Source organism: Streptomyces resistomycificus (genome assembly GCF_001514265.1).
Classification (GTDB): Bacteria; Actinomycetota; Actinomycetes; order Streptomycetales; family Streptomycetaceae; genus Streptomyces; species Streptomyces resistomycificus.
On sequence record NZ_KQ948989.1, the window covers coordinates 34,334 to 55,378 of the forward strand.

General features: G+C 72.0%; 24 protein-coding genes. 15 read left to right on the forward strand and 9 right to left on the reverse strand.

All coding sequences use genetic code 11. The features are described from left to right. Positions 1-58 precede the first annotated feature (58 nt). The 4 genes from AQJ84_RS05480 (at position 59) to AQJ84_RS05495 (ending at position 3,269) form a co-directional block, all read left to right on the forward strand. Positions 59-274, forward strand: a complete 216-nt coding sequence (locus AQJ84_RS05480) for a hypothetical protein (RefSeq protein WP_053192502.1) — start codon at positions 59-61, stop codon at positions 272-274. 109 nt (positions 275-383) lie between these two features. Beyond that, on the forward strand, positions 384-923 hold the full coding sequence (locus AQJ84_RS05485; RefSeq protein ID WP_030044049.1) for a Clp protease N-terminal domain-containing protein: 540 nt from the start codon (positions 384-386) through the stop codon (positions 921-923). A gap of 113 nt (positions 924-1,036) precedes the next feature. Then, positions 1,037-2,041 (forward strand): EamA family transporter, encoded by a 1,005-nt coding sequence (locus tag AQJ84_RS05490; protein WP_030044048.1) that lies wholly within the window; start codon positions 1,037-1,039, stop codon positions 2,039-2,041. Positions 2,042-2,252: 211 nt separating this feature from the next. After that, a complete protein-coding gene (locus AQJ84_RS05495) occupies positions 2,253-3,269 on the forward strand; it encodes a DMT family transporter (RefSeq protein WP_030044047.1) in 1,017 nt (338 codons plus the stop codon). A 91-nt stretch (positions 3,270-3,360) separates the two neighbouring features. Here AQJ84_RS05495 and AQJ84_RS05500 read toward each other — a convergent pair whose 3' ends face one another. Together AQJ84_RS05500 and AQJ84_RS05505 are read right to left on the reverse strand one after the other, a co-directional pair. Continuing rightward, entirely contained in the window at positions 3,361-3,993 is a 633-nt protein-coding gene (locus tag AQJ84_RS05500; protein WP_053192500.1) for an FMN-binding negative transcriptional regulator, read from the reverse strand. Then, positions 3,993-4,673: a pyridoxamine 5'-phosphate oxidase family protein gene (locus AQJ84_RS05505; protein WP_030044045.1), complete on the reverse strand. Its 681-nt coding sequence runs from the start codon at positions 4,671-4,673 to the stop codon at positions 3,993-3,995. The genes AQJ84_RS05500 and AQJ84_RS05505 overlap by 1 nt, the downstream gene beginning before the upstream one ends. Positions 4,674-4,708: 35 nt before the next feature. Between AQJ84_RS05505 and AQJ84_RS05510 the strand changes: the two genes are divergently transcribed. After that, positions 4,709-6,046 (forward strand): aminotransferase class I/II-fold pyridoxal phosphate-dependent enzyme, encoded by a 1,338-nt coding sequence (locus tag AQJ84_RS05510; RefSeq protein ID WP_030044044.1) that lies wholly within the window; start codon positions 4,709-4,711, stop codon positions 6,044-6,046. A 635-nt stretch (positions 6,047-6,681) separates the two neighbouring features. On the opposite strand, the gene AQJ84_RS05515 is transcribed toward AQJ84_RS05510, so the two are convergent. After that, positions 6,682-7,848 (reverse strand): DMT family transporter, encoded by a 1,167-nt coding sequence (locus AQJ84_RS05515; RefSeq protein ID WP_078632026.1) that lies wholly within the window; start codon positions 7,846-7,848, stop codon positions 6,682-6,684. Between the two features lie 74 nt (positions 7,849-7,922). Between AQJ84_RS05515 and AQJ84_RS05520 the strand changes: the two genes are divergently transcribed. After that, on the forward strand, positions 7,923-8,825 hold the full coding sequence (locus AQJ84_RS05520; protein ID WP_053192499.1) for a LysR family transcriptional regulator: 903 nt from the start codon (positions 7,923-7,925) through the stop codon (positions 8,823-8,825). 1 nt (position 8,826) lies between these two features. On the opposite strand, the gene AQJ84_RS05525 is transcribed toward AQJ84_RS05520, so the two are convergent. Further along, entirely contained in the window at positions 8,827-9,294 is a 468-nt protein-coding gene (locus AQJ84_RS05525; RefSeq protein WP_030041425.1) for a pyridoxamine 5'-phosphate oxidase family protein, read from the reverse strand. 136 nt (positions 9,295-9,430) lie between these two features. On the opposite strand from AQJ84_RS05525, the gene AQJ84_RS05530 reads away from it, so the two are divergent. After that, on the forward strand, positions 9,431-10,081 hold the full coding sequence (locus tag AQJ84_RS05530; protein WP_030041426.1) for a cysteine hydrolase: 651 nt from the start codon (positions 9,431-9,433) through the stop codon (positions 10,079-10,081). 4 nt (positions 10,082-10,085) lie between these two features. On the opposite strand, the gene AQJ84_RS05535 is transcribed toward AQJ84_RS05530, so the two are convergent. Continuing rightward, complete coding sequence (locus AQJ84_RS05535; protein WP_030041427.1) at positions 10,086-10,493, reverse strand: Rieske (2Fe-2S) protein; 408 nt, start codon at positions 10,491-10,493, stop codon at positions 10,086-10,088. Between the two features lie 96 nt (positions 10,494-10,589). Between AQJ84_RS05535 and AQJ84_RS05540 the strand changes: the two genes are divergently transcribed. Then, positions 10,590-11,354 (forward strand): HipA family kinase, encoded by a 765-nt coding sequence (locus AQJ84_RS05540; RefSeq protein ID WP_030041428.1) that lies wholly within the window; start codon positions 10,590-10,592, stop codon positions 11,352-11,354. Beyond that, positions 11,351-11,767, forward strand: a complete 417-nt coding sequence (locus AQJ84_RS05545; RefSeq protein ID WP_030041429.1) for a DUF3037 domain-containing protein — start codon at positions 11,351-11,353, stop codon at positions 11,765-11,767. The genes AQJ84_RS05540 and AQJ84_RS05545 overlap by 4 nt, the downstream gene beginning before the upstream one ends. Before the next feature lie 26 nt (positions 11,768-11,793). Here AQJ84_RS05545 and AQJ84_RS05550 read toward each other — a convergent pair whose 3' ends face one another. Continuing rightward, on the reverse strand, positions 11,794-12,210 hold the full coding sequence (locus tag AQJ84_RS05550) for an excalibur calcium-binding protein (RefSeq protein ID WP_030041430.1): 417 nt from the start codon (positions 12,208-12,210) through the stop codon (positions 11,794-11,796). A 298-nt stretch (positions 12,211-12,508) separates the two neighbouring features. On the opposite strand from AQJ84_RS05550, the gene fabG reads away from it, so the two are divergent. The 5 genes from fabG to AQJ84_RS05575 all read left to right on the forward strand — a co-directional run bounded on the left by fabG (position 12,509) and on the right by AQJ84_RS05575 (position 17,241). Beyond that, positions 12,509-13,270, forward strand: a complete 762-nt coding sequence (gene fabG / locus AQJ84_RS05555) for a 3-oxoacyl-ACP reductase FabG (protein WP_030041431.1) — start codon at positions 12,509-12,511, stop codon at positions 13,268-13,270. A gap of 12 nt (positions 13,271-13,282) precedes the next feature. Next, entirely contained in the window at positions 13,283-14,050 is a 768-nt protein-coding gene (locus AQJ84_RS05560) for an SDR family oxidoreductase (RefSeq protein WP_030041432.1), read from the forward strand. A 187-nt stretch (positions 14,051-14,237) separates the two neighbouring features. Continuing rightward, entirely contained in the window at positions 14,238-15,818 is a 1,581-nt protein-coding gene (locus AQJ84_RS05565; protein WP_053192497.1) for an ABC transporter substrate-binding protein, read from the forward strand. A 106-nt stretch (positions 15,819-15,924) separates the two neighbouring features. Further along, a complete protein-coding gene (locus AQJ84_RS05570) occupies positions 15,925-16,608 on the forward strand; it encodes a uracil-DNA glycosylase (RefSeq protein WP_030041434.1) in 684 nt (227 codons plus the stop codon). 141 nt (positions 16,609-16,749) lie between these two features. Continuing rightward, positions 16,750-17,241: a tetratricopeptide repeat protein gene (locus AQJ84_RS05575; protein ID WP_030041435.1), complete on the forward strand. Its 492-nt coding sequence runs from the start codon at positions 16,750-16,752 to the stop codon at positions 17,239-17,241. Between the two features lie 60 nt (positions 17,242-17,301). On the opposite strand, the gene AQJ84_RS05580 is transcribed toward AQJ84_RS05575, so the two are convergent. Both AQJ84_RS05580 and AQJ84_RS05585 read right to left on the reverse strand, forming a co-directional pair. Then, positions 17,302-17,790, reverse strand: coding sequence for a hypothetical protein (locus tag AQJ84_RS05580; protein WP_078632007.1), 489 nt, complete (start codon positions 17,788-17,790; stop codon positions 17,302-17,304). 174 nt (positions 17,791-17,964) lie between these two features. Next, positions 17,965-18,477 carry a DinB family protein gene (locus AQJ84_RS05585; RefSeq protein ID WP_030041437.1) on the reverse strand — a complete coding sequence of 171 codons (513 nt, stop codon included), beginning with the start codon at positions 18,475-18,477 and terminating at the stop codon, positions 17,965-17,967. Positions 18,478-18,630: 153 nt separating this feature from the next. On the opposite strand from AQJ84_RS05585, the gene AQJ84_RS05590 reads away from it, so the two are divergent. Further along, positions 18,631-19,536, forward strand: a complete 906-nt coding sequence (locus AQJ84_RS05590) for a Gfo/Idh/MocA family protein (protein WP_053192495.1) — start codon at positions 18,631-18,633, stop codon at positions 19,534-19,536. Here AQJ84_RS05590 and lnt read toward each other — a convergent pair. Continuing rightward, positions 19,460-21,025, reverse strand: coding sequence for an apolipoprotein N-acyltransferase (gene lnt / locus AQJ84_RS05595; protein ID WP_053192493.1), 1,566 nt, complete (start codon positions 21,023-21,025; stop codon positions 19,460-19,462). The two genes, AQJ84_RS05590 and lnt, sit on opposite strands and share 77 nt — an antisense overlap. Between the last annotated feature and the right edge of the window lie 20 nt (positions 21,026-21,045).

Here is a 21,045-nt window from a genome sequence, read left to right on the forward strand (position 1 = left end):
TCGTGTCGGGCTACGGTGTCGCGGAAAGTAGTCGCAGGGTCCCGAACATTCAATACTGATGAACCGTCAGGAATTGGCGGGGGTGCGGCAGGGAAGTGGCAGCGCGGCCTCGGGCGCGGACATCCGGATCGGATACCGCCCGCCGTCGACGGCAGGCGGAGCCACCGGCCAGGACCTGCCCTCCGGGTCCGTGTGGGACGAGCGCCGGGGCGTCCCGGTCGCGTGCGGGGCGCACGGCAAGGAGACGCGCCCCTCCTGGGGCGAAAGGGCGTGATCTCATCCGTAGGGAGGAGATTTCGATACGACGGGTCCGCTTCCCGTGGGACGCGGAAATGCTTCCTCTCGCGGATGACTCGGGTGGGCGGGACTGATGGGGTAGGGGAGTGCAACCCCGTATCCCCCGGCAGTCGGCCCACGAGCCCGGCGGCCGGCCCCTGGTCCCCACCGACGACGATGCCACGCTCAGTGCCGAGCTCGCAGCGGTGGTCACCGGTGCCCGTCGGCGCGCGGTCCGGGGCGGGGATCGGCAGATCGACACGGCCCACCTGCTGCACTCGCTCCTCGAGGGCGACCCCGAGGTGCGGGACGTGTTCGACGCCGAACCGCAGTTCTCCCGCCTGCTCGGCTACCTCGTGCAGCGCAGCATCGGCTATGGGCTGCGCTGGCAGGGCACCGTCGAGGACTCCGGCGTCGTACCGGTCGTGACCGAGGCCGAGGGGTTCTCGCCACTGGCCGCCGGGGCGATGGAGTACGCCCGCGCGCGGGCCGCTGGGCGCGGGGGCGGCCCCGCCCGTGGCATCGACCTGCTCTCGGCGGTCGTCGTCGACCCGCAGGCCCGGGCCGTCGAGGTGCTCGCGCGGGCCGGCATCGACGCGGGCGAGGTGTTCGCACGGATCGAGCGGCGTCTGCAGGGGAGCCGATAGCCGAAGCCTCGAGGCCGGGACCGGCGGTGGGGTGTACGGCGGGTGGGGCATGCGGTCCATTCGCTGAGACAGGTGTCAACGGGGGTGACGCTCATGTCATCGCCTGTCATCATGTGCCGGTGCATACGTCTCAGAGCAGCCAGGGCAACCGCGGAAGGGGTGTCGGGCTCGGTCTCGCGCTCGCGTCCGCGCTCGCCTTCGGCGGATCCGGAGTCGCGGCCAAGCCGCTGATCGAAGCGGGCCTCGACCCGCTCCACGTGGTGTGGCTGAGGGTGGCGGGCGCGGCCCTGGTGATGCTGCCGGTCGCCGTGCGCCACCGCGCGCTGCTGCGTCGGCGCCCCGCACTGCTCGCCGGGTTCGGGCTGCTGGCCGTGGCGGGCGTCCAGGCCTGCTACTTCGCCGCGATCTCCCGGATACCCGTCGGGGTCGCGCTGCTCGTCGAGTACCTCGCGCCCGCCCTCGTGCTCGGCTGGGTGCGGTTCGTGCAGCGGCGCCCGGTCACGCGTGCCGCCGCGCTCGGCGTGGTCCTCGCGGTCGGCGGCCTCGCCTGCGTCGTCGAGGTGTGGTCGGGTCTGAGCTTCGACGCCCTCGGTCTGCTCCTCGCGCTCGGCGCCGCCTGCTGCCAGGTCGGCTACTTCGTCCTGTCCGACCAGGGCAGCGACTCCGGTGACCAGGCCCCCGACCCGCTCGGGGTCATCGCGTACGGCCTCCTCGTCGGCACCGCCGTGCTGACTGTCGTCGCGCGCCCCTGGACCATGGACTGGTCCCTGCTCGCCCACCGCGCGGACATGGACGGCACGCCGGTAGCCGCCGGTCTGCTGCTCGCCTGGATCGTGCTCGTCGCCACGGTCCTCGCCTACGTCACCGGGGTGGTCTCGGTGCGCCGGCTCTCCCCGCAGGTCGCCGGTGTCGTGGCCTGCCTCGAGGCGGTCATCGCCACCGTCCTGGCCTGGGTGCTGCTCGGTGAGCACCTCTCGGCACCGCAGATCATCGGTGGCGCGGTCGTCCTGGTCGGTGCGTTCATCGCGCAGTCCTCGGCGCCCGCCAAGGGTTCCGTCGAGCCGGTGGCGAGCGGCGGCACGGAAAGGGAGTTGTCCGCTCGCGGAACCGGCACCTAGGGTGCCGATCATGCATTCCCGCTGCGTCGTTCTCCCGCCGCCCGCCGCCTGAGGCGGGCCCCCTCCGTAGTCCGGAGGCGTCAGTGGACGCCTCCTGGCCCGGCATGCCGCCGGGCGCAACGGTGCTGCCCGCAGAAGAAGTCAGTGGACCCCGCCGACCGGGTGTCCATCCCGAACTTCCGCGCATCTTGCGCAGCTGCGGAGAGAACGCGTGTCGAACGCCGCTTTTGGCCTGCCCGTCGGGCGAGGCCTCCTCTACTTGATCGTCGCCGGTGTCACCTGGGGCACCGCTGGTGCGGCGGCCTCCCTGGCCTACGGGGCCAGTGACATCGGGCCCGTCGCCCTGTCCTTCTGGCGGTGCGCCGCCGGGCTGGCGCTGCTGGTCGCCGCCCGCCTCCTGCGGACGCGCGGCGCGCGGGCCGTCGCACGGGGGGCCGTAGTACGAGGGGCCGTCGTACGAGGGACTGCCGTACGAGGGACTGCCGTACGAGAACGTGAACCACTGCGTGACAAGGTGTCGCGAGCCTGTGTCGCGGGGGTCTGTCTGGCCGTCTTCCAGACGGCCTACTTCGCGTCCGTCGAGGCCACCGGCCTCGCCGTGGCCACCGTCGTCACCCTCGGCGCGGGGCCCGTGCTGACCGCGCTCGGCGCACGGCTGACGCTGGGGGAACGGCTCGGACAGGGCGGGTCGTTCGCCGTGGTCGGTGCGGTCGCGGGCCTCGTCGTGCTGGTGCTCGGCGGTGAGAGCGCGTCGGTGCGTCCGTGGGGTGTCCTGTTCGGACTGGTGTCGGCGGCCGGGTGCTGCGGGATGACCCTGGTCACGCGGGGCCGGGGCCGTACCGGCGGTGCGGACGCCGCCGGTACGTCCGTGTGGACGTTCGCGGTCTGCAGTCTGTGTCTGCTCCCGTTCGCCCTGGCCGAAGGGCTGGTGCCGCATACCGGCCGGCCCGGCCTGCTCCTGTGGCTGCTGGCCTACCTCGCGACCGTCCCGACGGCCCTCGCCTACGCGCTCTACTTCGCGGCCGCGGCCGTCGTCCGGCCCACCACCGTGTCCGTGATCATGCTGCTGGAGCCGGTGGGCGCCGCGGTACTGGCAGTGGGGCTGTTCGGTGAACCGCTCACTCCGACCACGCTGGCCGGCACCCTGCTGATGCTCGGTTCCGTGGCCGGGCTCGCGGCCGCGGAGAGGCGGCGGGCGACGGACGAGGAGGAACCGGTGCTCGCGTGACGGTGAGGGGCCCTTGCCTGCTCTTCCCGGGGGAAGGGCCCCTCGCTCCGGTCGGCCCGGCAACTCGGACGGACCGCAACGGCCCGGTCGTTCAGGCTCCGGTCCGGCCCAGCAGACGCTCCCGCGCCGCCGCGTCCCGCGGACCGCCCCGTCCTGCCAGGCCGGCCGCGATGCGGTCCCGCACCTCCGCGGGACGGTGTCCCGCGTACTTGAACTTCGCCCGTACGTCCACCACGTCCAGCCGCAGACCGCGGATCCCCGACAGCAGCCGCCCGTACGGTGCCTCGCCCACCGCGGCCCGGGCCGAGCCGCCCTCCGGCTGGAAGTGACCGATCTGCCGGTTGAGGAGCGCGGCCTTCTCGGCGGGGTCGTCCACGACGTGGGCAGTGCACCGCAGTTGGACCGCCGCGTACAGGCTGGTGGGCGTGCCGTGTTCGGGCGGGGCGTCCGGCGGCGCCTGCCAAGGCCCGGGGACGAACGCGTAGTCGTCGACCACGCTCAGCATGACCTCCGGGTTCGCCTCCACGGCGGGCCACAGGGGGTTGGGGCGGGCCAGGTGGATGAGCACCTCGTCGTGCTCCGCGTCGTACGCGAAGTGCAGCGGCTGCACGTGCGGTGGCTCGCCCGGGAGGCCGTTGACGGCGAGCTGCCCGAAGTCGTGGACGGCCAGCCACTGTTGCCACTCGGCGGCGTCGCGTGCCGCGTCCCAGGGGTGGATCAGCATCACAGCACCGCCAGGTAGGCGGGGAGCTCGGTGCCGGGGGCCAGGTCGGCGTCGGCGACCGGGGTCTCGTAGCCCTTGCGGAGCGGGACGACACCGGCCCAGTGGGGGAGCGCGAGATCCTCGGGCTCGTCGTGGACGCCGCCGGTGCGGAGCTTGGCCGAGACCTCGTTCAGGTCGAGGCGGATCACGGCGGTGGCGGCCAGCTCCTTCTTGTTGGCCGGCCGGGAGTCGCGGGCGCGGCCCGGGACGACATGGTCGACGAGCGCGTCCAGCGCGGCCCGCTTCTCGTCCGGGTCCGTCACGTCGTGGGCGACGCCGTGCACCACCACGGACCGGTAGTTCATCGAGTGGTTGAACGCGGAACGGGCCAGGATCAGCGCGTCGACGTGTGTGACCGTCAGGCACACCGGCAGACCGGGGTCGGCCTGGCCCGTCATCCGCAGCGGCCTCGACCCCGTCGAACCGTGGACGTAGAGCCGGTCGCCTACCCGGCCGTAGAGCGTGGGCAGCACGACCGGCGCGCCGTCGCGGACGAAGCCGAGATGGCAGACGTAGCCCTCGTCGAGTATCGAGTGCACGAGGTCCCTGTCGTACGAGGCGCGGTCGGGAGAGCGCGTGGGGACGGTGCGGTCGGTGGGGGTGTAGGCGGCGGGCGTCGACGGCTGCTGGGTCCCCTGCATGGCGCTCTCCATTGCACTAGTGCATAATAATCTTTGTGCTAGGAGAGTATCGGATCACGGGCCGGCGTGCAGCGGAGATCTCGGCGAGTGTCGAGCGGGCGGTGGGCGCGGGCGAGCTGGAGCCCGGGCAACTGCTGCCGCCGATGCGGGAGTTGGCGCTCGAGCTGGGGGTGAATTCCAACACCGTCGCCGCCGCCTACCGCACCCTGCGGGAGCGTGGGGTCATCGAGACCGCCGGCCGCAGGGGCAGCCGGGTGCGGGCCAAGCCGGCCACCACCGGACGGGAGCACATCCGGGTGGACGTGCCCGAGGGGGTGCGGGACGTGTCCGACGGCAATCCCGACCCGGCGTTGCTGCCCTCTCTGGGGCCGGTGTTCGCGGCGGCCGCCGAGCAGAGCGACCGGCGGCCGGTCATGTACGGACAGGCCCCCGTCGAACCGGAGTTGGCGCGGCTCGCCCGGGCCGGGCTGGACGCCGACGGCGTACCGGACGGTCCCCTCGTCGTGGTCTCCGGGTCGCTGGACGCCATCGAACGGGTCCTCGCCGCCCACCTCAAGCCGGGCGACACGGTCGCCGTGGAGGACCCGGGATGGGGGAGCCTGCTCGACCTCGTCCCGGCGCTGGGGCTGCGCACCGCCCCGGTGGGCCTCGACGACGAGGGGCCACTTCCGGACGACGTACGGCGAGCTCTGGAGTCCGGGGCGCGCGCCCTGATCGTCACCGACCGGGCGCAGAACCCGACCGGGGCCGTGGTGAGCGCCACGCGCGCGCGTGCCCTGCGCTCGGTGCTCCGGGCGCACCCGGAGACGCTGCTGATCGAGGACGATCACGGCCACGGGATCGTCGACCTGCCCCTGCACCCCCTGGCGGGCGTCACCCGCGGCTGGGCGTTCGTGCGCTCGGTCGCCAAGGGGTACGGTCCCGATCTGCGGCTGGCCGTGCTGACCGGCGACGCCGTCACCGTCGACCGGGTCCGCGGGCGGCAGCGGCTCGGACCGGGCTGGGTCAGTCTGATCACCCAGGGGGCGGTGCTGCGGCTGTGGGCCGACGGCGCACTGGACACGCCGGCGGTGGCCGCGGCGTACCGGGCGCGCCGGGACCTGCTGATCGACGCGCTCGCGGCCCGCGGGGTCGAGGCTCACGGGCGCTCCGGTCTGAACGTGTGGATTCCGGTGCCGGACGAGACGGGGGCCGTGGCCCGGCTGCTGCACTCCGGCTGGGCCGTCGCGCCCGGCGCCCGCTTCCGGATGAGCGCACCGCCCGGCATCCGCGTCACCGTCGCGACGCTCACGGCGGCTGAGACCGGGCCGCTGGCGGACGCGATCGCCTCGGCCATCGGCCCCGGCGCGGGCCCGGCCCGGAGTTACGTCTAGGACCTGGCTGGGGTGAGGGCTGTGCGCGGCTGCTTGGACTGTCGGGTGGGCGCGGGCGCGGGCGTGGGCAGTGGTCGCGGGCGGGCGTGATCACGGTGCTGGTGGCGGTGGCGGTGGCGGTGCCGGGCGGCGAGGGAGGCCGGGGTGCGGAGACAGGTTCGGCGCGTTGACGGCCCGGATGTGGGCCGGGGCAGTAACGGTCGGCGGGACACGAAGCTATGCGGGTGCGGGTGCGGGTGCGGGTGCGGGTGCCTGCGCCGGTGCCGGGCGGCGTCGCGGGCTGGAGCCGGATCCGGAGCAGAGGCAAACCCGAAGCCCGAAATGAGCTGAGCCGAACCTGGCCGATCCGAGCCGAACCGGGCCGATCCGAGACGGAGTTGAAGCCTTCCCGCCCTCGGCCGGAGCCGACCCCCGACCCTGGGCCAAAGCTGGAGCCGGAGCCGATCTGTCCCGTACTCAGCCAGAGCCGATCTGGCCTGGCCAGAGCCGAGTCAGCCCGTGCCGTGCCGTGCCGAGTCAGCCCGTGCCGTGCCGTCCCGATCCGGCCCGTGCCGATCCGGCCCTCGGCCGAAGTCAACCCGGCCCTGAGCCCAAGCCCGAGCCGGATCAGCCACCGTGCATGCAAGCCCGTCGGCTCAGCGCCGGTCGCCCCCCGGCGTCGCCTCGACCGCGGACGTCCCGACCGCAGAGCCGCCAGCCGCAGGTGCCTCGCTCGCCGCCCCCTTCGTCACCAGCGACTCGCCCGGAGCCCCCTTCGTCACCAGCGACTCGCCCGGAGCTCCCTTCGCCACCCCCGCCTCGCTCGCCGTACCCCCCTCGATCGCCGACGCGCCCTCGACGGCCCGAGGCGCCTCCGCTCCGCCCCCGGTGGACCGATCACGTTGCCGGGGCCTGGCCTGGGTCAAGGCCGCCCCCGCCAGGACGATCACCGCGCCGACCGGTGTCGACCAGGTCAGTGACTCGCCGAGGATGGCGACGCCGGCGGCCGTGGCGATGACCGGGATGAAATAGGTGACCATCTGGGCGGTCGTCGGACCGACCTCGGCGACCAGTCCGTACTGGAGGAGGACCGCGAGGCCCGTGCCGAGAGCGCCCAGGGCGGCGATCGCCAGCAGGGGAGTGACCGCGAAATCGGTCGGCAGGCTGGTGAACAGCGGGGTGACGATCGCCAGTTGGAGCGTGGCGAGCAGCAACTGCGCCCCGGTCATCGACAGGTTCGAGTGGCTGGAGCCGGCCAGGGTGCGCCGGACGTAGATCCAGCCGATCGGGTAGCTCAGGGAGGCCAGCAGGGCCATCGCCGTGCCCGTGGCGTCGAGGCCGTTGAAGCCCTGCCAGGCGCCGAGGACCGTCAGGACGCCGAGGAAGCCGAGGCCCAGACCGGCCACCCTCACCCGGGTCGGCCGGTCCTCGGAGAGGGCGACCAGGGACAGGGCCATGCCCCACAGCGGGGAGGTCGCGTTGCAGATGCCCGCGAGCGTGGAGGGGATCGTCAGCTCGGAGTAGGCGAACAGCGAGAACGGCAGGGCGTTCAGGAAGAACGCGGCGACCATGAGGTGCGCCCAGGTGCGGGCGCCGCGCGGCAGCCGTTCCCGGCGTACGGCCATCGCGGCGGCGAGCACCGCCGTGCCGAAGACCAGGCGGCCGAGCGTGACCTGGAACGGGGCGTAGCCGTCCGTGCCCACCTTGATGAGCAGGAAGCTGAAACCCCAGATCAGCGAGAGGGCGCCGAAGCGCAGACGCCAGTCGAGGGCGGGGAGGGACCGGGAGCCGGTGCGTACGTGGGTGCGGGTGGCGGTGCTCATGGGAACAACGATGATGCCTGCGATCACGTAGCACAATCGAGATTTCGCACCCGATATCTCGTAGTATCGCTTACATGTTGAACCTGGAGCGCCTGCGCACCCTCGACGCCCTGGCCCGGCACGGCTCGGTGAGCGGCGCGGCCGAGGCGCTGCACATCACGACGTCGGCCGTCTCGCAGCAGATGTCCAAGCTGGAGCGCGAGGTGGGACAGCAGCTCCTCGCCAAGAACGGGCGGGGGGTGCGGCTCACGGACGCGGGCCGGCTGCTGGCCGAGCACGCGGCGCGCATCCTGTCCCAGGTGGAACTGGCCCAGTCCGACCTGGAGGCCCAGCGGGGGCAGGTCGTCGGCGAGCTCAGGCTCTCGGCGTTCCCCACGGCGGCACGAGGCCTGTTCCCCACCGCGCTCGCCGCCCTGCGCGCACAGCACCCGGCGCTGCGGATCCGCTCCTCGGAGCTGGAGCCCGAGCTCGGCATCTCCGGGGTGGTCCGCGGCGACCTCGACCTCGCGGTCGTGCTCGACTGGTACAACAAGCCGATGGCGCTGCCCGACGGCCTGGTCAAGGCGCACATCCTGGACGACCCGGCCGAAGTGGCGATGCCGGCCGGACACCGGCTCGCGGACCGCGAGGAGGTGGACCTCGCGGAGTTCGCCGACGACGAGTGGATCACCTGGGGCGAGGGAGAGTTCTGCCACGAATGGTTGATGTTCACGCTGCGCTCCAAGGGCATCGAACCGATCGTCGGACACCGCGCCGCCGAGACGCACACCCAACTCGGTCTGGTGTCCGCCGGGTTGGGGGTGTGTATCGCCCCTGTGCTGGGGCGGCACCCGATGCCCGCCGCCGTCGTCACCGTCCCGCTCAGGCAGCGGGTGCGCCGTCATGTGTACGTCGTCTGGCGCGCGGACGCCGACCGCCGTCCGTCGATCAGGGCGGCGGTGAAGGCGCTGCGGGCGGCGGCCGAGAGCCTGGGATGAGCTACCGCGAGGCCAGCTTGCGGAAGTCCCAGGAGACGATCTTCTCCGGTGTCAGCCGGATCCAGGCGTGCCGGCCGTCGTGCGGCATCTCGTCCAGGCGGAAGTTCTTGCGGGCGAACAGGGTCTCGGGCAGGTCGAGTTCGGCGCACAGCTCCCCGGTGCGAGGGGCCTCGCCCACGAAGTCGACGGTGCCCGACAGTTCGACGCCGCGCAGTTCGTCGTACTCCTCGCCCGTGTCCACCACGATCGCCACCCGCTGGTCGCCTCGCAGATCGGTCCAACGCCTGCTGCGCACCACCGAGTAGAGCCACATCGACGTGCCGTCCCAGGCGAACCAGAGCGTGCTCACGTGCGGCGCGCCGTCCGCGGAGACGGTGGCGACCCGGCAGGTGCGCTGGCTGGTCAGGAACTCGTCCAGCTCGCCGGGCGTCATCATGATCTTTCGGCCCCGGCGCTGAGTGACGGTCATGCGGCCCCCTTGTTCTCTCACGTCGTGCCAGAGGAGATCCTCTGACATCACGTCAGAAAAGAATGGTTCGTCTTCCGTCCCCGCGCAATGGTCGCTACTCTCGCCCGCCCGACACCGTCGGCGCGAAGGGGGAACCATGCCGTCGCATGACCGGCTCAGCGAGCTCCTCGATCCCGCGACCACCGTCCTGCTGACCGTGGAGTGCCAGCAGGGCGTCGTCGGACCGGACGGCGCCCTGCCCGAACTCGCCGAGCAGGCCCGCTCGTCGGGAGCCCTCGCCAACGTCGCCCGGCTGGTGGCAGCCGCGCACGCGAACGGTCTCCAGGTGATCCACGCGATCGCGGAGCGCCGTCCCGACGGCCGGGGCGCGAACCGCAACGCCCGCCTCTTCCGCGCCGCCGAGCGCCTGCCCGTGCGGCAACTGTCCGGCACCGCCGCGGTCCGCCCGGCGGCGCCGATCGAGGTGACCGAGGAGGACTTCGTCGTACGGCGGCTGCACGGACTGTCGCCGATCCAGGGCACCGAGGTCGACGCGCTGCTGCGCAACCTGGGCTGCCGGACACTGGTCGTGACCGGTGTCTCGGCCAACGTGGCCGTCCCCAACGCCGTCTTCGACGCCGTCAACCGCGGCTACACCGTGCTCGTGCCGACGGACGCCGTCGCGGGGGTGCCCTCCGACTACACCCTCGCGATGATCCGCCACACCCTCGCCCTCGTCGCCACCCTCGCGACCACTGACGAGGTGCTGGCCTGCCTGCGACGGCCCCGCGGCGCGGAACGCGGCTGACGGCTCACGTCAGTTCGATGGAGTCCCCGCTCACGGTGATCTTCGCGGCGGGCAGCGCCTGGGTCGCGGGCCCTTTCTTCACGCTGCCGTCGGTGACGGAGAACTCGCTGTTGTGGCAGGGGCAGACGATGACACCGTTGGCCACACTCGTCACCGCGCAGCCCTGGTGGGTGCACTTCGAGGAGAACGCCTTGAAGGTGCCGGACGACGGCTGGGTGACCACGACACCCTCCTTCTTGAAGATCTTGCCCCCGCCCTCCGGGATGTCCGACGTCTTGCCGATAACGGTCCCGGACGAGCCCTCGTCCGACCCGCACGAGCTGAGGGCGGCGGCGATCCCGGCCGCGCCCACCGCCGCGACGACGGTACGACGGGAGGGTGCCCCCACGGGCGGAAGCGCTTCGCTGGTCATCCTGACGTTCCCTTCCACGGATGCCTCGTGATCTGCACAGAGGTACGGCCCGGGGGCAGGCGCCGTTCAGCCGTCGTGAAGATCTACTCTGGGGCGATGCTCAAGGAAGTCATCGCGACCCGCTACATCACGCCCCTGCGTGAGGGCGGCTCGCTGCCGGGACTCGTCGAAGCCGACGACCTGGGGACCTACGTCATGAAGTTCACCGGCGCCGGGCAGGGCCGCAAGACCCTGGTCGCCGAGGTGGTGTGCGGGGAACTCGCCCGGCGCCTGGGCTTCCGGGTGCCCCGCCTGGTGACGATCGGCCTCGACCCGGTGCTCGGGCTCGGCGAACCCGACCAGCAGGTGCAGGAGCTGCTCAGGTCGAGCGGCGGCAGCAACCTCGGCATGGACTTCCTCTCCGGTGCCCTCGGTTTCGACTCCCTCGCCTTCTCCGTGAGCCCCGAGGAGGCCGGCCGGATCCTCTGGTTCGACGCACTCGTGAACAACGTCGACCGCTCCTGGCGCAACCCCAACCTGCTGATGTGGCAGGGCGAGGTGTGGCTCATCGACCACGGCGCGACCATGATCTGGCACCACAACTGGCCAGGCGCCGAGACCTCCGCGGCCCGCCCCTACGACGCCACCGACCACGCGCTCGCACCCTTCGCACCGGACGTCGCCGCGGCCGCCGCCGCGCTCGCGCCGCTGGTCACCGAGGAGCTGCTGGCCGAGGTCACCGCGGAGATCCCGGACGTGTGGCTGACGGACGAGCCCGGCTTCGAGACGCCGGACGATCTTCGTCGGGCCTACGCGCGGCCACTGGTCGCACGAGCCGCCTCCGTCCACGACAGCGTCCAGGGCATCGAGGGAACCAGGTGAACGAGCGCCACATCATCAGGGGAAGCGACCGGAGCGACCGGGACGTCTTCGAGTACGCGCTGTTGCGGGTCGTGCCCCGCATCGAGCGCGGCGAGTGCATCAACGCCGGGGTGCTCGTGTACTGCCGTGCCAAGTCCTACGTCGGCGTGCGCACCCACCTCGACGAGGCACGGCTGCTGGCCCTCGACCCGGACGCGGACGTGGCCGGCGTACGGGCGGCCCTGCGTGCCGTCGAGGGCGTCTGCGCGGGCGGCGAGGCGGCCGGCCAGGCGGCGCGCGACGACGCCGGACGGCGCTTTCGCTGGCTGATCGCGCCCCGCTCGACGGTCGTCCAGCCGGGCCCGGTGCACACCGGCCTGACCACCGACCCGGCCGCCGAACCCGCCCGCCTCCTCGACCTGCTCGTACGGTGACCGGGGCCGGGTAGCAGTCCCGGCGGTCAGCCCCGGCGGCGCTTCACGGCAAACGCGGCTGCGAGGACGCCGCCGGCGACGAAGGCCAGACCGATCCCGATGTCCGGCCCGCTCGGTCCGGACTCCGACGCCCCGCCCAGCCCGCCGCGCACACCGCGCGTCGCGGTGACGGAGGGGGAGGGCGACGGGCTGCGGGGAGCGCTGGTCGACGAGATGACTCCGGCGCCCCGTCGGGGCAGCACCTCGCAGGCGATGCCGTCGTCCGGCCCCTGGTCCTCGTCGAGGCGGTTCGGATCGCCGGGGTTCGAGTCGAACACGGCCTGCGCCTCCTCCTGGTAGGTGAAGTCGCGGCAGTCCAGATCCTGTGCGTGAGCGATGTCGGCCAACGGCACTATCGCGGCGATCGCGATCAGCGTGCCGACGGCACCGGTACGACGGCGCATGGAGCGCCTCCTCTCCGGCCACGAGTGGCCCGCGCTCCGACGCTATGGGCCACCTGGCGCGGGGGCGCGCAGCACTGGGCCGATCGGGTGTCCACGGCGGGCCCGCCGCCGCGCCTGTGTGCGGGACGATGACCGGTGGGAGAGGGCTCCCGGGCAGGCGGTCGAGCAGGTAATGGATCACATGCACCCGATGGGCCGTTGACACCGAGTGCCAGGGCTTCTAGCGTCACGTCTGCTGAAGGTACTAAGCGGTCGCTCACTTGGTGGGCGTCCTTCTCGAGGGCGAGGAGAACCAGCAATGTCCACCACTGAGCAGCGGGTCGCCGTGGTCACCGGCGGAGCGCGCGGCATCGGGGCCGCCACCGCCGTACGACTGGCCGCCGAGGGTCGCGCGGTCGCCGTGATCGACCTCGACGAGGCCGCCTGCAAGGACACCGTCGAGAAGATCACAGCGGCCGGCGGCAAGGCGATCGCGGTAGGCGCGGACGTCTCCGACGAGGCCCAGGTCGAGGCGGCGGTCGCACGCGTCGTCGCGGAGCTCGGCGCCCCGACGATCCTGGTCAACAACGCGGGCGTGCTCCGCGACAACCTGCTGTTCAAGATGAGCGTCTCCGACTGGGACACCGTCCTGAACGTGCACCTGCGCGGCTCCTTCCTGATGACCAAGGCCGTCCAGAAGCACATGGTGGACGCCGGTTTCGGCCGCGTCGTCAACCTCTCCTCGTCCTCCGCGCTCGGCAACCGCGGCCAGGCCAACTACTCCGCCGCCAAGGCCGGTCTGCAGGGCTTCACCAAGACCCTCGCCATCGAGCTCGGCAAGTTCGGCATCACCGCCAACGCCGTCGCCCCCGGCTTCATCGCCACCGACATGACCGCCGCGACCGCCGCCCGGGTCGGCATGGGCTTCGAGGAGTTCAAGGCCGCGGCCGCCACCCAGATCCCGGTGGCCCGCGTCGGCGAGCCCGACGACATCGCCAACGCCATCGCCTTCTTCACCAACGAGGCCGCCGGCTTCGTCTCCGGCCAGGTGCTGTACGTGGCCGGCGGACCGCTCGACTAGGGGATCAGGAACATGACTTCGGTGGAACTCCCCGAGCTTTCGGGCAAGGTCGCGCTCGTCACGGGCGCCAGCCGCGGCATCGGTTACGGCGTCGCCGAGGCGCTGATCGCGCGCGGCGACCGCGTCTGCATCACCGGGCGCAACGAGGACGCCCTCAAGGAGGCCGTCGAGCAGCTCGGCGCCGACCGGGTGATCGGCGTCGCGGGCAAGGCCCACGACGAGGCCCACCAGGCCGTCGCGGTCGAGCGCACGATGGAGGCCTTCGGCCGCGTCGACTTCCTGGTCAACAACGCCGGTACCAACCCGGTGTTCGGGCCGATCGCCGACCTCGACCTGAACGTCGCCCGCAAGGTGTTCGAGACCAACGTCGTCTCGGCGCTCGGCTTCGCGCAGCGGACCTGGCACGCCTGGCAGAAGGACAACGGCGGCGCGATCGTCAACATCGCCTCCGTCGCCGGCGTCTCCGCCTCGCCCTTCATCGGCGCCTACGGCATCAGCAAGGCCGCGATGATCAACCTGACCCTTCAGCTGGCGCACGAGTACGCGCCCAGGGTGCGGGTCAACTCGATCGCCCCGGCCGTCGTGAAGACCAAGTTCGCGCAGGCCCTGTACGAGGGCCGGGAGGCGGAGGCGGCCGCGTCCTACCCCCTGGGCCGGCTCGGCGTGCCCTCCGACATCGGAGGCACCGCCGCCTTCCTCACCTCGGACCAGTCCGACTGGATCACCGGGCAGACCCTCGTCGTCGACGGCGGGATCTTCCTGAACGCGGGCGTGGGCTGACCCCTCGGTCACCTCGGCACGGGCGCCCGACGAGGCGGCGCCCGTGCCGGACACCGGAGGTTCAACCTCCGATGACAACGTCGTCATCGAAATTCGATCAACAGGTCGATTCGAAGGTAGGTTCAACGGCCGGAGCGCTGCGGTATGGTCTGCCGACCCTTGGTACGGCATTTCGAGGAGCAAGCGCGTGTTCATCCGGAACCGATACCTGCCGCCGTTCGCGGCTCTCGCGTCCATATCCCTGGTGGCCGGATGTGGTGTGTTCTCCTCGGACGCCTCCGGAGACGAGAACCCGATCGTCGTCGGGACGACCAGCGCACCGGCCACCCTGGACCCCGCGGCCTCGTGGGACAACTCCTGGGAGCTGTTCCGCAACGTGTACCAGACGCTCCTGAACTACACCCCCGGTGGCGCCGCGCCCGAGCCCGACGCCGCCGAGAGCTGCGAGTTCACGGACAGCTCGAGCACCGTGTACAGCTGCACGCTGCGCGAGGGCCTGAAGTTCTCCGACGGGCACACGCTGGACGCCACGGCCGTCAAGCACTCGTTCGACCGGATCAAGAAGATCAACGTCAACGGCGGCCCCGCGGGACTGCTGGGGACTCTCTCCCGGGTGCAGGTGAAGGGCGACCGTGAGGTCGTCTTCCACCTCAGCCAGCCTGACGCCACCTTCCCCCTCGTGCTCACCACACCCGCCATGTCGATCGTGGACCCCGACGAGTACCCGGCGAACGCGCTCCGCAAGGACGGGGAGATCAGCGGCTCCGGGCCCTACAGCCTCGCCTCCTACGACGAGGGCAAGAAGGCCGAGCTCGTCCGCAACGACAACTACAAGGGCATAGCGGACCGCAAGAACAGCGCCGTCACCATCCGCTACTTCCAGCAGTCGGACGAGATGGTCAAGGCACTCAAGGACAAGGAGATCGCGGTCATCTACCGCGGTCTCGGCGCGGCGGACACCGTGGACATCGAGGACAACGCGAAGGCGGAGGGGCTCCAGCTCGTCGAGAACGCCACCACCGAGATCAGCTACCTGGTGTTCAACCCCAGCGACCCGTGGGCCGGCAAGGCCGCGGTCCGCAAGGCGATCGCACAGGTCGTGGACCGCCCGGCGCTCGCGCACAACATCTACAAGAACACCGTGGAGCCGCTGTACTCCATGATCCCCAGGGGACTGGTCGGACACACCACCGGCTTCTTCGACGACTACGGGAACCCCAGCGTCTCCAAGGCCAGGCAGATCCTCACGGAAGCGGGCATCACCGACCGCGTCCCGCTGACGTTCTGGTACACCAGCGACCGCTACGGCTCGCAGACCAAGCCCGCCTTCGAGGAGCTGAAGCGGCAGCTCGAGGTCTCCGGCCTGTTCTCGGTCACGCTCAAGAGCCGCCCCTGGAACACCTACGTGGAGGGCTACCAGAAGGGCGAGTACCCGGTCTTCGGGCGCGGCTGGTTCCCCGACTTCAACGACCCCGACAACTTCGTCGCCCCCTTCGTGGGCGAGCAGAACGCGCTCGGCACCCCGTACGACGCACCCGAGATCACCGGCAAGCTGCTGCCGGAGTCGCGCGCGGAGAGCGACCGCGGGGCCGTGGCCGCGCAGTTCGAGGAGGCCCAGCAGATCCTCGTGGACGACGCGCGACTGCTGCCGCTGTGGCAGGGCAAGCAGTACGTGGCCGCGAACGAGGAGATCGCCGGTCTCGAGAAGGTCATCGACCCGGCGACGATGATGGTGATGTGGGAGCTGTACTGGAAGACCAGCTGGTAGGGGCGGTTTCGCCGGTCCCGACGGGGATTGTCAGTGCTCGCCTGTAGGTTCTGTGGCCTGGACGTGAGCGCACGTCGCAGTGACCGCACACCGTAAGGAAGTTGACGTGACCGACATCTCCATGCTGCCCGAGTCCTGGCGCGGGGTCCTGGGCGACGAACTGCAGCAGCCCTACTTCAAGGAGCTGACGGAGTTCGTCGAGGAGGAGCGCGCGAAGGGTCCCGTCCACCCTCCGCGCGAGGAGGTCTTCGCCGCGCTCGACGCGACGCCGTACGAGCGGGTGAAGGTCCTCGTCCTCGGCCAGGACCCGTACCACGGCGAGGGACAGGGGCACGGCCTGTGCTTCTCGGTCCGTCCGGGGGTGAAGACCCCGCCCTCCCTGCGCAACATCTACAAGGAGATGAAGGAGGAGCTCGGGCTGGAGATCCCGGACAACGGCTACCTGATGCCGTGGGCCCGGCAGGGCGTCCTGCTGCTGAACGCGGTGCTCACGGTCCGGGGCGGCGAGGCCAACTCGCACAAGGGCCGGGGCTGGGAGAAGTTCACCGACGCCGTGATCCGCGCGGTGGCCGACCGGCCCGAGCCTGCGGTCTTCGTGCTGTGGGGCAACTACGCGCAGAAGAAGCTCCCGCTGATCGACGAGACCCGGCATGTGGTGGTCAAGGGCGCTCACCCCTCCCCGCTGTCGGCCAAGAAGTTCTTCGGCTCCCGCCCGTTCACGCAGATCAACGAGGCGGTCGCGCGCCAGGGCCACGAGCCCATCGACTGGACCATCCCCAACCTGGGCTGATCCCCGCCGGGAGGACCGCCCGCGGGCGCCCTCGTCCGCCGGGCCGGTTCCCCGTCGACCGGCCCGGTGCCGCCTGAGCCCGATTGTCAGTGCCTGCGGTTAGCGTCGGGAAGGACAGTCGACGAGGGTGCGGAGGACGCGGTGGCGGAGCGACAGGGGCAGGCGGCCGTGGACGCCGTGATGACACGGATCGGACAGGTCGTGATGCTGCATCACGCCGGGGACCGTGAGGAGGCCCGGCAGCGCTTCCTGGACCTGTGGACGGAGATCGGTGAGGACGGCGACCCGCTGCACCGCTGCACGCTCGCCCACTACATGGCCGACACCCAGGACGACCCGTTCGACGAGCTCGCCTGGGACCTGCGAGCGCTGACGGCCGCCGAGGAGCTGACGGACGACCGGCTGCGCGAGCACGAGGACGCACTCGCGGTGCGGGCCCTGTACCCGTCCCTGCATCTGAACCTGGCCGCCGACTATGTGAAGCTCGGCCGCACCGAGGCCGCCCGCACCCATCTGCGCCGGGCGCGGGGCGCGTCCGACGCGCTGGGCGACGACGGTTACGGGGACGGGGTACGGGGCGCGATCAGCCGACTGGAGCTGCGGCTCGGCGACGGTGGAGCGGCCGACGGGTGAGACCGCGGACGGCCGCGTGTCCGGCCGGTGAGGCCGTGCCGGCCGCTGGGGCCTCCTGGCTCAACGCCCGTAGGTCCCGTCGCAGATCATCGACTCCGGGCTGCCCGCCTCCCAGCCGCCGTACTGCCTGCCGAGGGCACAGACGTCCTTCGCGTCCCTGGGCACCGACCTGGCCACGTCCGGGATGTCGACCCGCGGCTTCTCCTGGTGCCCGACATCGGGGCGCCGCGGTTCGGGACGCGCGGAGCGCGCCGGTCGGAAGCCGGTAGGCGGTTCCTGGGCCCGCGGCGGGGGCGACGACGGGGCGGCACCGGGTGACGCGGCCGACTTCGGGCCCGGGGGGCGGGACGGGCCGATCATCTCCAGGGCCTCGCGAGCCGGTGCCTGCACGATCTGCTGCTCCGCCTCCCCGTCCGGCCGGGGCCCCGACGGCTGGGACGGTGCCGCCGGCGGGCCGGGCAGGGACGGGCGCTGGACCGTCACACAGCCGGAGAGGGCCGAGACAGCCACGGTCACCAGGAGCGTTGCGGTGGTCGTCGTTCGATGCACCCGCGCAACTCTGCTGGGTCGAAGGACCTTTGGACAGCGGACAAGCGGAGGATGCCCCGCACGGGTGATCTCCGGCCCCGTACGGAGGCGTCGGACCGGCCGCGGATGACGCGGCGGGCGGTGGCGGCCGGCCCCCGCCCGCCGCAGAGGCCGGGCTCCGCGGTGGGCCGGGCCTCAGTCTCCCGTCGCGCCGTCGATGCGCTCGCGGATCAGGTCGGCATGGCCGTTGTGGCGCGCGTACTCCTCGATCATGTGCGTGTAGATCCAGCGCAGGCTGAAGGGCGCGTCGGTGAACCGGCTCCTGCCGCGGGAGAGTTCGTCCAGGCCGAAGCCGGCGGCGTGGCGCCGGGCGATCTCGATCTCGCGCTGCCAGGTGGCGTACGCCTCCTGCCAGGTGTCCGCCTCGGTGAGGTGGAACTCGCCGTCCCGGTCCTCCTCCGTGTAGTAGATCGGCCCCGGGTCGTCGTCCACCAGCACCTTGCGGAACCAGCCCCGCTCGACCTCCGCCATGTGCCGCACCAGCCCCATCAGGGACAGTTCGGACGGCTCCACGGACGCGGTCCTGAGCTGGGTGTCGGTCAGGCCCTCGCACTTCCACGCCAGGGTCTGCCGGTGGTAGTCGAGCCAGCCCTCCAGCATGGTCCGTTCGTCGGCGTTCTGGGCGGGTTCACCGCGCTGTATGGTCATGCCCGCATCGTCGCCCACCGAGCCCCGGCGCCACCACGGCTTCGCACCCGGCGAACGACGTCCGGGGCCCAGCCGCCCCACCGGGCCGGCCGTCGCCGCGGCCGCCGTATGCTGCCGTGGAACCAGGCGCAGGCAAGCAGTGAGGGAGTCCCCGTGAAGGTCGGCTGCATCGGACTCGGTGACATCGCGCAGAAGGCGTATCTGCCGGTGCTGGGCACTCTGCCCGGGGTCGAACTGCACCTCCAGACCCGCACGCCCGCGACGCTGGCCCGGGTGGCCGACGGCCTTCGTCTGCCCGACGGGCAGCGCCATGCCGACCTCGACTCCCTCCTCGCCCAGGGCCTCGACGCCGCCTTCGTGCACGCGCCGACCACCGCGCACCCACAGATCGTGACCAGGCTGCTGGAGGCCGGCGTACCGACGTACGTCGACAAGCCGCTGGCGTACGAACTCGCCGACTCCGAACGGCTGGTGACGCTCGCCGAGCGGCGTGACGTGAGCCTGGCCGTCGGCTTCAACCGGCGCTACGCCCCCGGTTACGCGCAGTGCGCAGACCACCCGCGCGAGCTCATCCTCATGCAGAAGAACCGCGTCGGACTCCCCGAGGAGCCGCGCGCGATGATCCTCGACGACTTCATCCACGTCGTGGACACCCTGCGCTTCCTGGTTCCCGGACCGGTCGACGACGTGACCGTGCGGGCCCGAGTGGAGAACGGGCTGCTGCACCACGTCGTCCTGCAGCTGGCCGGGGACGGCTTCACCGCGCTCGGCGTGATGAACCGGCTCAGCGGCTCGGCCGAGGAGATCCTGGAGGTGTCCGGTCAGGACACCAAGCGCCAGGTGGTCAACCTCGCCGAGGTGATCGACCACAAGGGCCAGCCGACCGTGCGCCGGCGCGGCGACTGGGTGCCGGTGGCCCGGCAGCGCGGCATCGAGCAGGTGGTGCTCGCCTTCCTCGACGCCGTGCGCGCGGGCCGGGTGCTCAGCGCCCGGGACGCGCTGGCGACTCACGAACTGTGCGAACGGGTGGTACGCGCGGTCCAGGAGCTTTCCGCCTGACCCGCAGGACCCGTACGCCCTCGCCGAGACCCCACGCGGCGAGGATCAGCAGCGCTGCGTGCGGCACCCAGTCACCGAACCGGACGTACGGTGTGACGCCCCGCGCCAGCGGCACCTCGTACACCGTGCTCGTGCTCGCGGTCGTGCCGAGCCGCGGTCCGACGCGCTGCCCGCTCGCGTCGTAGACCGCCGAGACGCCCGTCAGCGTCGCGTGGACCATCGGGCGGCCGGTCTCGGCGGCGCGCAGCGCGGCCAGTGAGGCGTGCTGCGCGGGGGCCCAGCTCTGCTGGAAGGTGGAGGTGGCGGACTGGCCGACCAGTACCTCCGCGCCGTCCTCGGCGAGATGCCGGGTCATGTCGGGGAAGGCGGTCTCGAAGCACACCATCGGGCCGACGCGCAGCCCGTTCCCCACGTCCATCACCACCTGCTCGGAGCCCTGTCGGCGGTCCTCGCCCGCCGCCTTGCCGACCGAGGTCGCCCAGCCGAGCAGGGAGCGGGCCGGGATGTACTCACCGAAGGGCACCAGCCGCATCTTGTCGTACCGGTCGCCGGTGAGACCGTCCGGGCCGACCAGGACCGAACTCTTGTAGATGCCGGGCTTGTCGGAGCGCCGGGCGTCCACGTTGACCAGGACGTCGGCGCCCGTCTCGCGCGAGAGACGGGCGATCCGCGCCGCCAGGTCGGGCCGGTCGCCGAGGTCGAAGCCGACGCTGCTCTCGCCCCACACGATCAGGTCGGCGTCCTGCCCGACGAGCTCGCGGGTGAGCTGTTCCTCGCGGGCGAAGCGCCGGTCGGCGCCCTCGACGACGCCCGGCTGGACGACCGCGATCCTGGATCGGCCGTCGGTGTCGGGGCGCGGTGACCACACCCAGGCCGCCGAGGCGGCCGCCGCCGTCGCCACACACACCGCCACGGCCGGCACCCGGGCCGCGCGCACCGCGACCAGCACCGCGACGGCCACGTTCACCGCCACCACCAGGAAGCTGAGCAGCCACACCCCGCCCACCGAGGCCAGCCGCAGCGCCGGTTCGACCTGCCACTGGCTGGCGCCGAGCACACCCCAGGGCCCGCCGAGACCCTGCCAGGAACGCACCAGTTCCACCGCCAGCCAGCCCGACGGCACGACGAACAGGGCGGCCGCCACCCGGACCGGAGAGGGCGTCCCGGCGAGGCAGCGGCGCACCAGCCCGCCCCAGGGGGCCCACAGCGCGCCCAGCAGCGCGGCGATGACGAACGTGAACACGTGCAGGCTCGGCAGCAGCCAGTGGTGCATCGCCAGCATGAAGCCGAACCCGCCGCACCAGCCGTCGTAAGCCGCCCGTTTCCCGGTCGGCGCCGAGCGGACCAGCACGATCCAGGGAACGAGGGCCACATAGGCCAGCCACCACAGGGAGGGAGCGGGGAAGGCCAGCACGGGCAGGGCGCCCGCCAGGGCGGCGACGGCCGAGCGCCGCCAGGGGGAGGTGAGCCAGTGGCCGAACGACTTCATACGGCGCCTCCTACCCCGTG

Excerpts from the sequence above, each read along its gene's own strand:
- AQJ84_RS05560 (WP_030041432.1), top strand. The coding sequence starts at position 13,283 with ATGACTTCGGTGGAACTCCCCGAGCTTTCGGGCAAGGTCGCGCTCGTC.
- AQJ84_RS05550 (WP_030041430.1), bottom strand. The coding sequence starts at position 12,210 with ATGCGCCGTCGTACCGGTGCCGTCGGCACGCTGATCGCGATCGCCGCG.
- AQJ84_RS05480 (WP_053192502.1), top strand. The coding sequence starts at position 59 with ATGAACCGTCAGGAATTGGCGGGGGTGCGGCAGGGAAGTGGCAGCGCG.
- AQJ84_RS05500 (WP_053192500.1), bottom strand. The coding sequence starts at position 3,993 with ATGCTGATCCACCCCTGGGACGCGGCACGCGACGCCGCCGAGTGGCAA.
- AQJ84_RS05540 (WP_030041428.1), top strand. The coding sequence starts at position 10,590 with ATGCTCAAGGAAGTCATCGCGACCCGCTACATCACGCCCCTGCGTGAG.
- AQJ84_RS05535 (WP_030041427.1), bottom strand. The coding sequence starts at position 10,493 with ATGACCAGCGAAGCGCTTCCGCCCGTGGGGGCACCCTCCCGTCGTACC.
- lnt (WP_053192493.1), bottom strand. The coding sequence starts at position 21,025 with ATGAAGTCGTTCGGCCACTGGCTCACCTCCCCCTGGCGGCGCTCGGCC.
- AQJ84_RS05530 (WP_030041426.1), top strand. The coding sequence starts at position 9,431 with ATGCCGTCGCATGACCGGCTCAGCGAGCTCCTCGATCCCGCGACCACC.
- fabG (WP_030041431.1), top strand. The coding sequence starts at position 12,509 with ATGTCCACCACTGAGCAGCGGGTCGCCGTGGTCACCGGCGGAGCGCGC.
- AQJ84_RS05525 (WP_030041425.1), bottom strand. The coding sequence starts at position 9,294 with ATGACCGTCACTCAGCGCCGGGGCCGAAAGATCATGATGACGCCCGGC.
- AQJ84_RS05515 (WP_078632026.1), bottom strand. The coding sequence starts at position 7,848 with ATGAGCACCGCCACCCGCACCCACGTACGCACCGGCTCCCGGTCCCTC.
- AQJ84_RS05505 (WP_030044045.1), bottom strand. The coding sequence starts at position 4,673 with ATGCAGGGGACCCAGCAGCCGTCGACGCCCGCCGCCTACACCCCCACC.
- AQJ84_RS05585 (WP_030041437.1), bottom strand. The coding sequence starts at position 18,477 with ATGACCATACAGCGCGGTGAACCCGCCCAGAACGCCGACGAACGGACC.
- AQJ84_RS05520 (WP_053192499.1), top strand. The coding sequence starts at position 7,923 with ATGTTGAACCTGGAGCGCCTGCGCACCCTCGACGCCCTGGCCCGGCAC.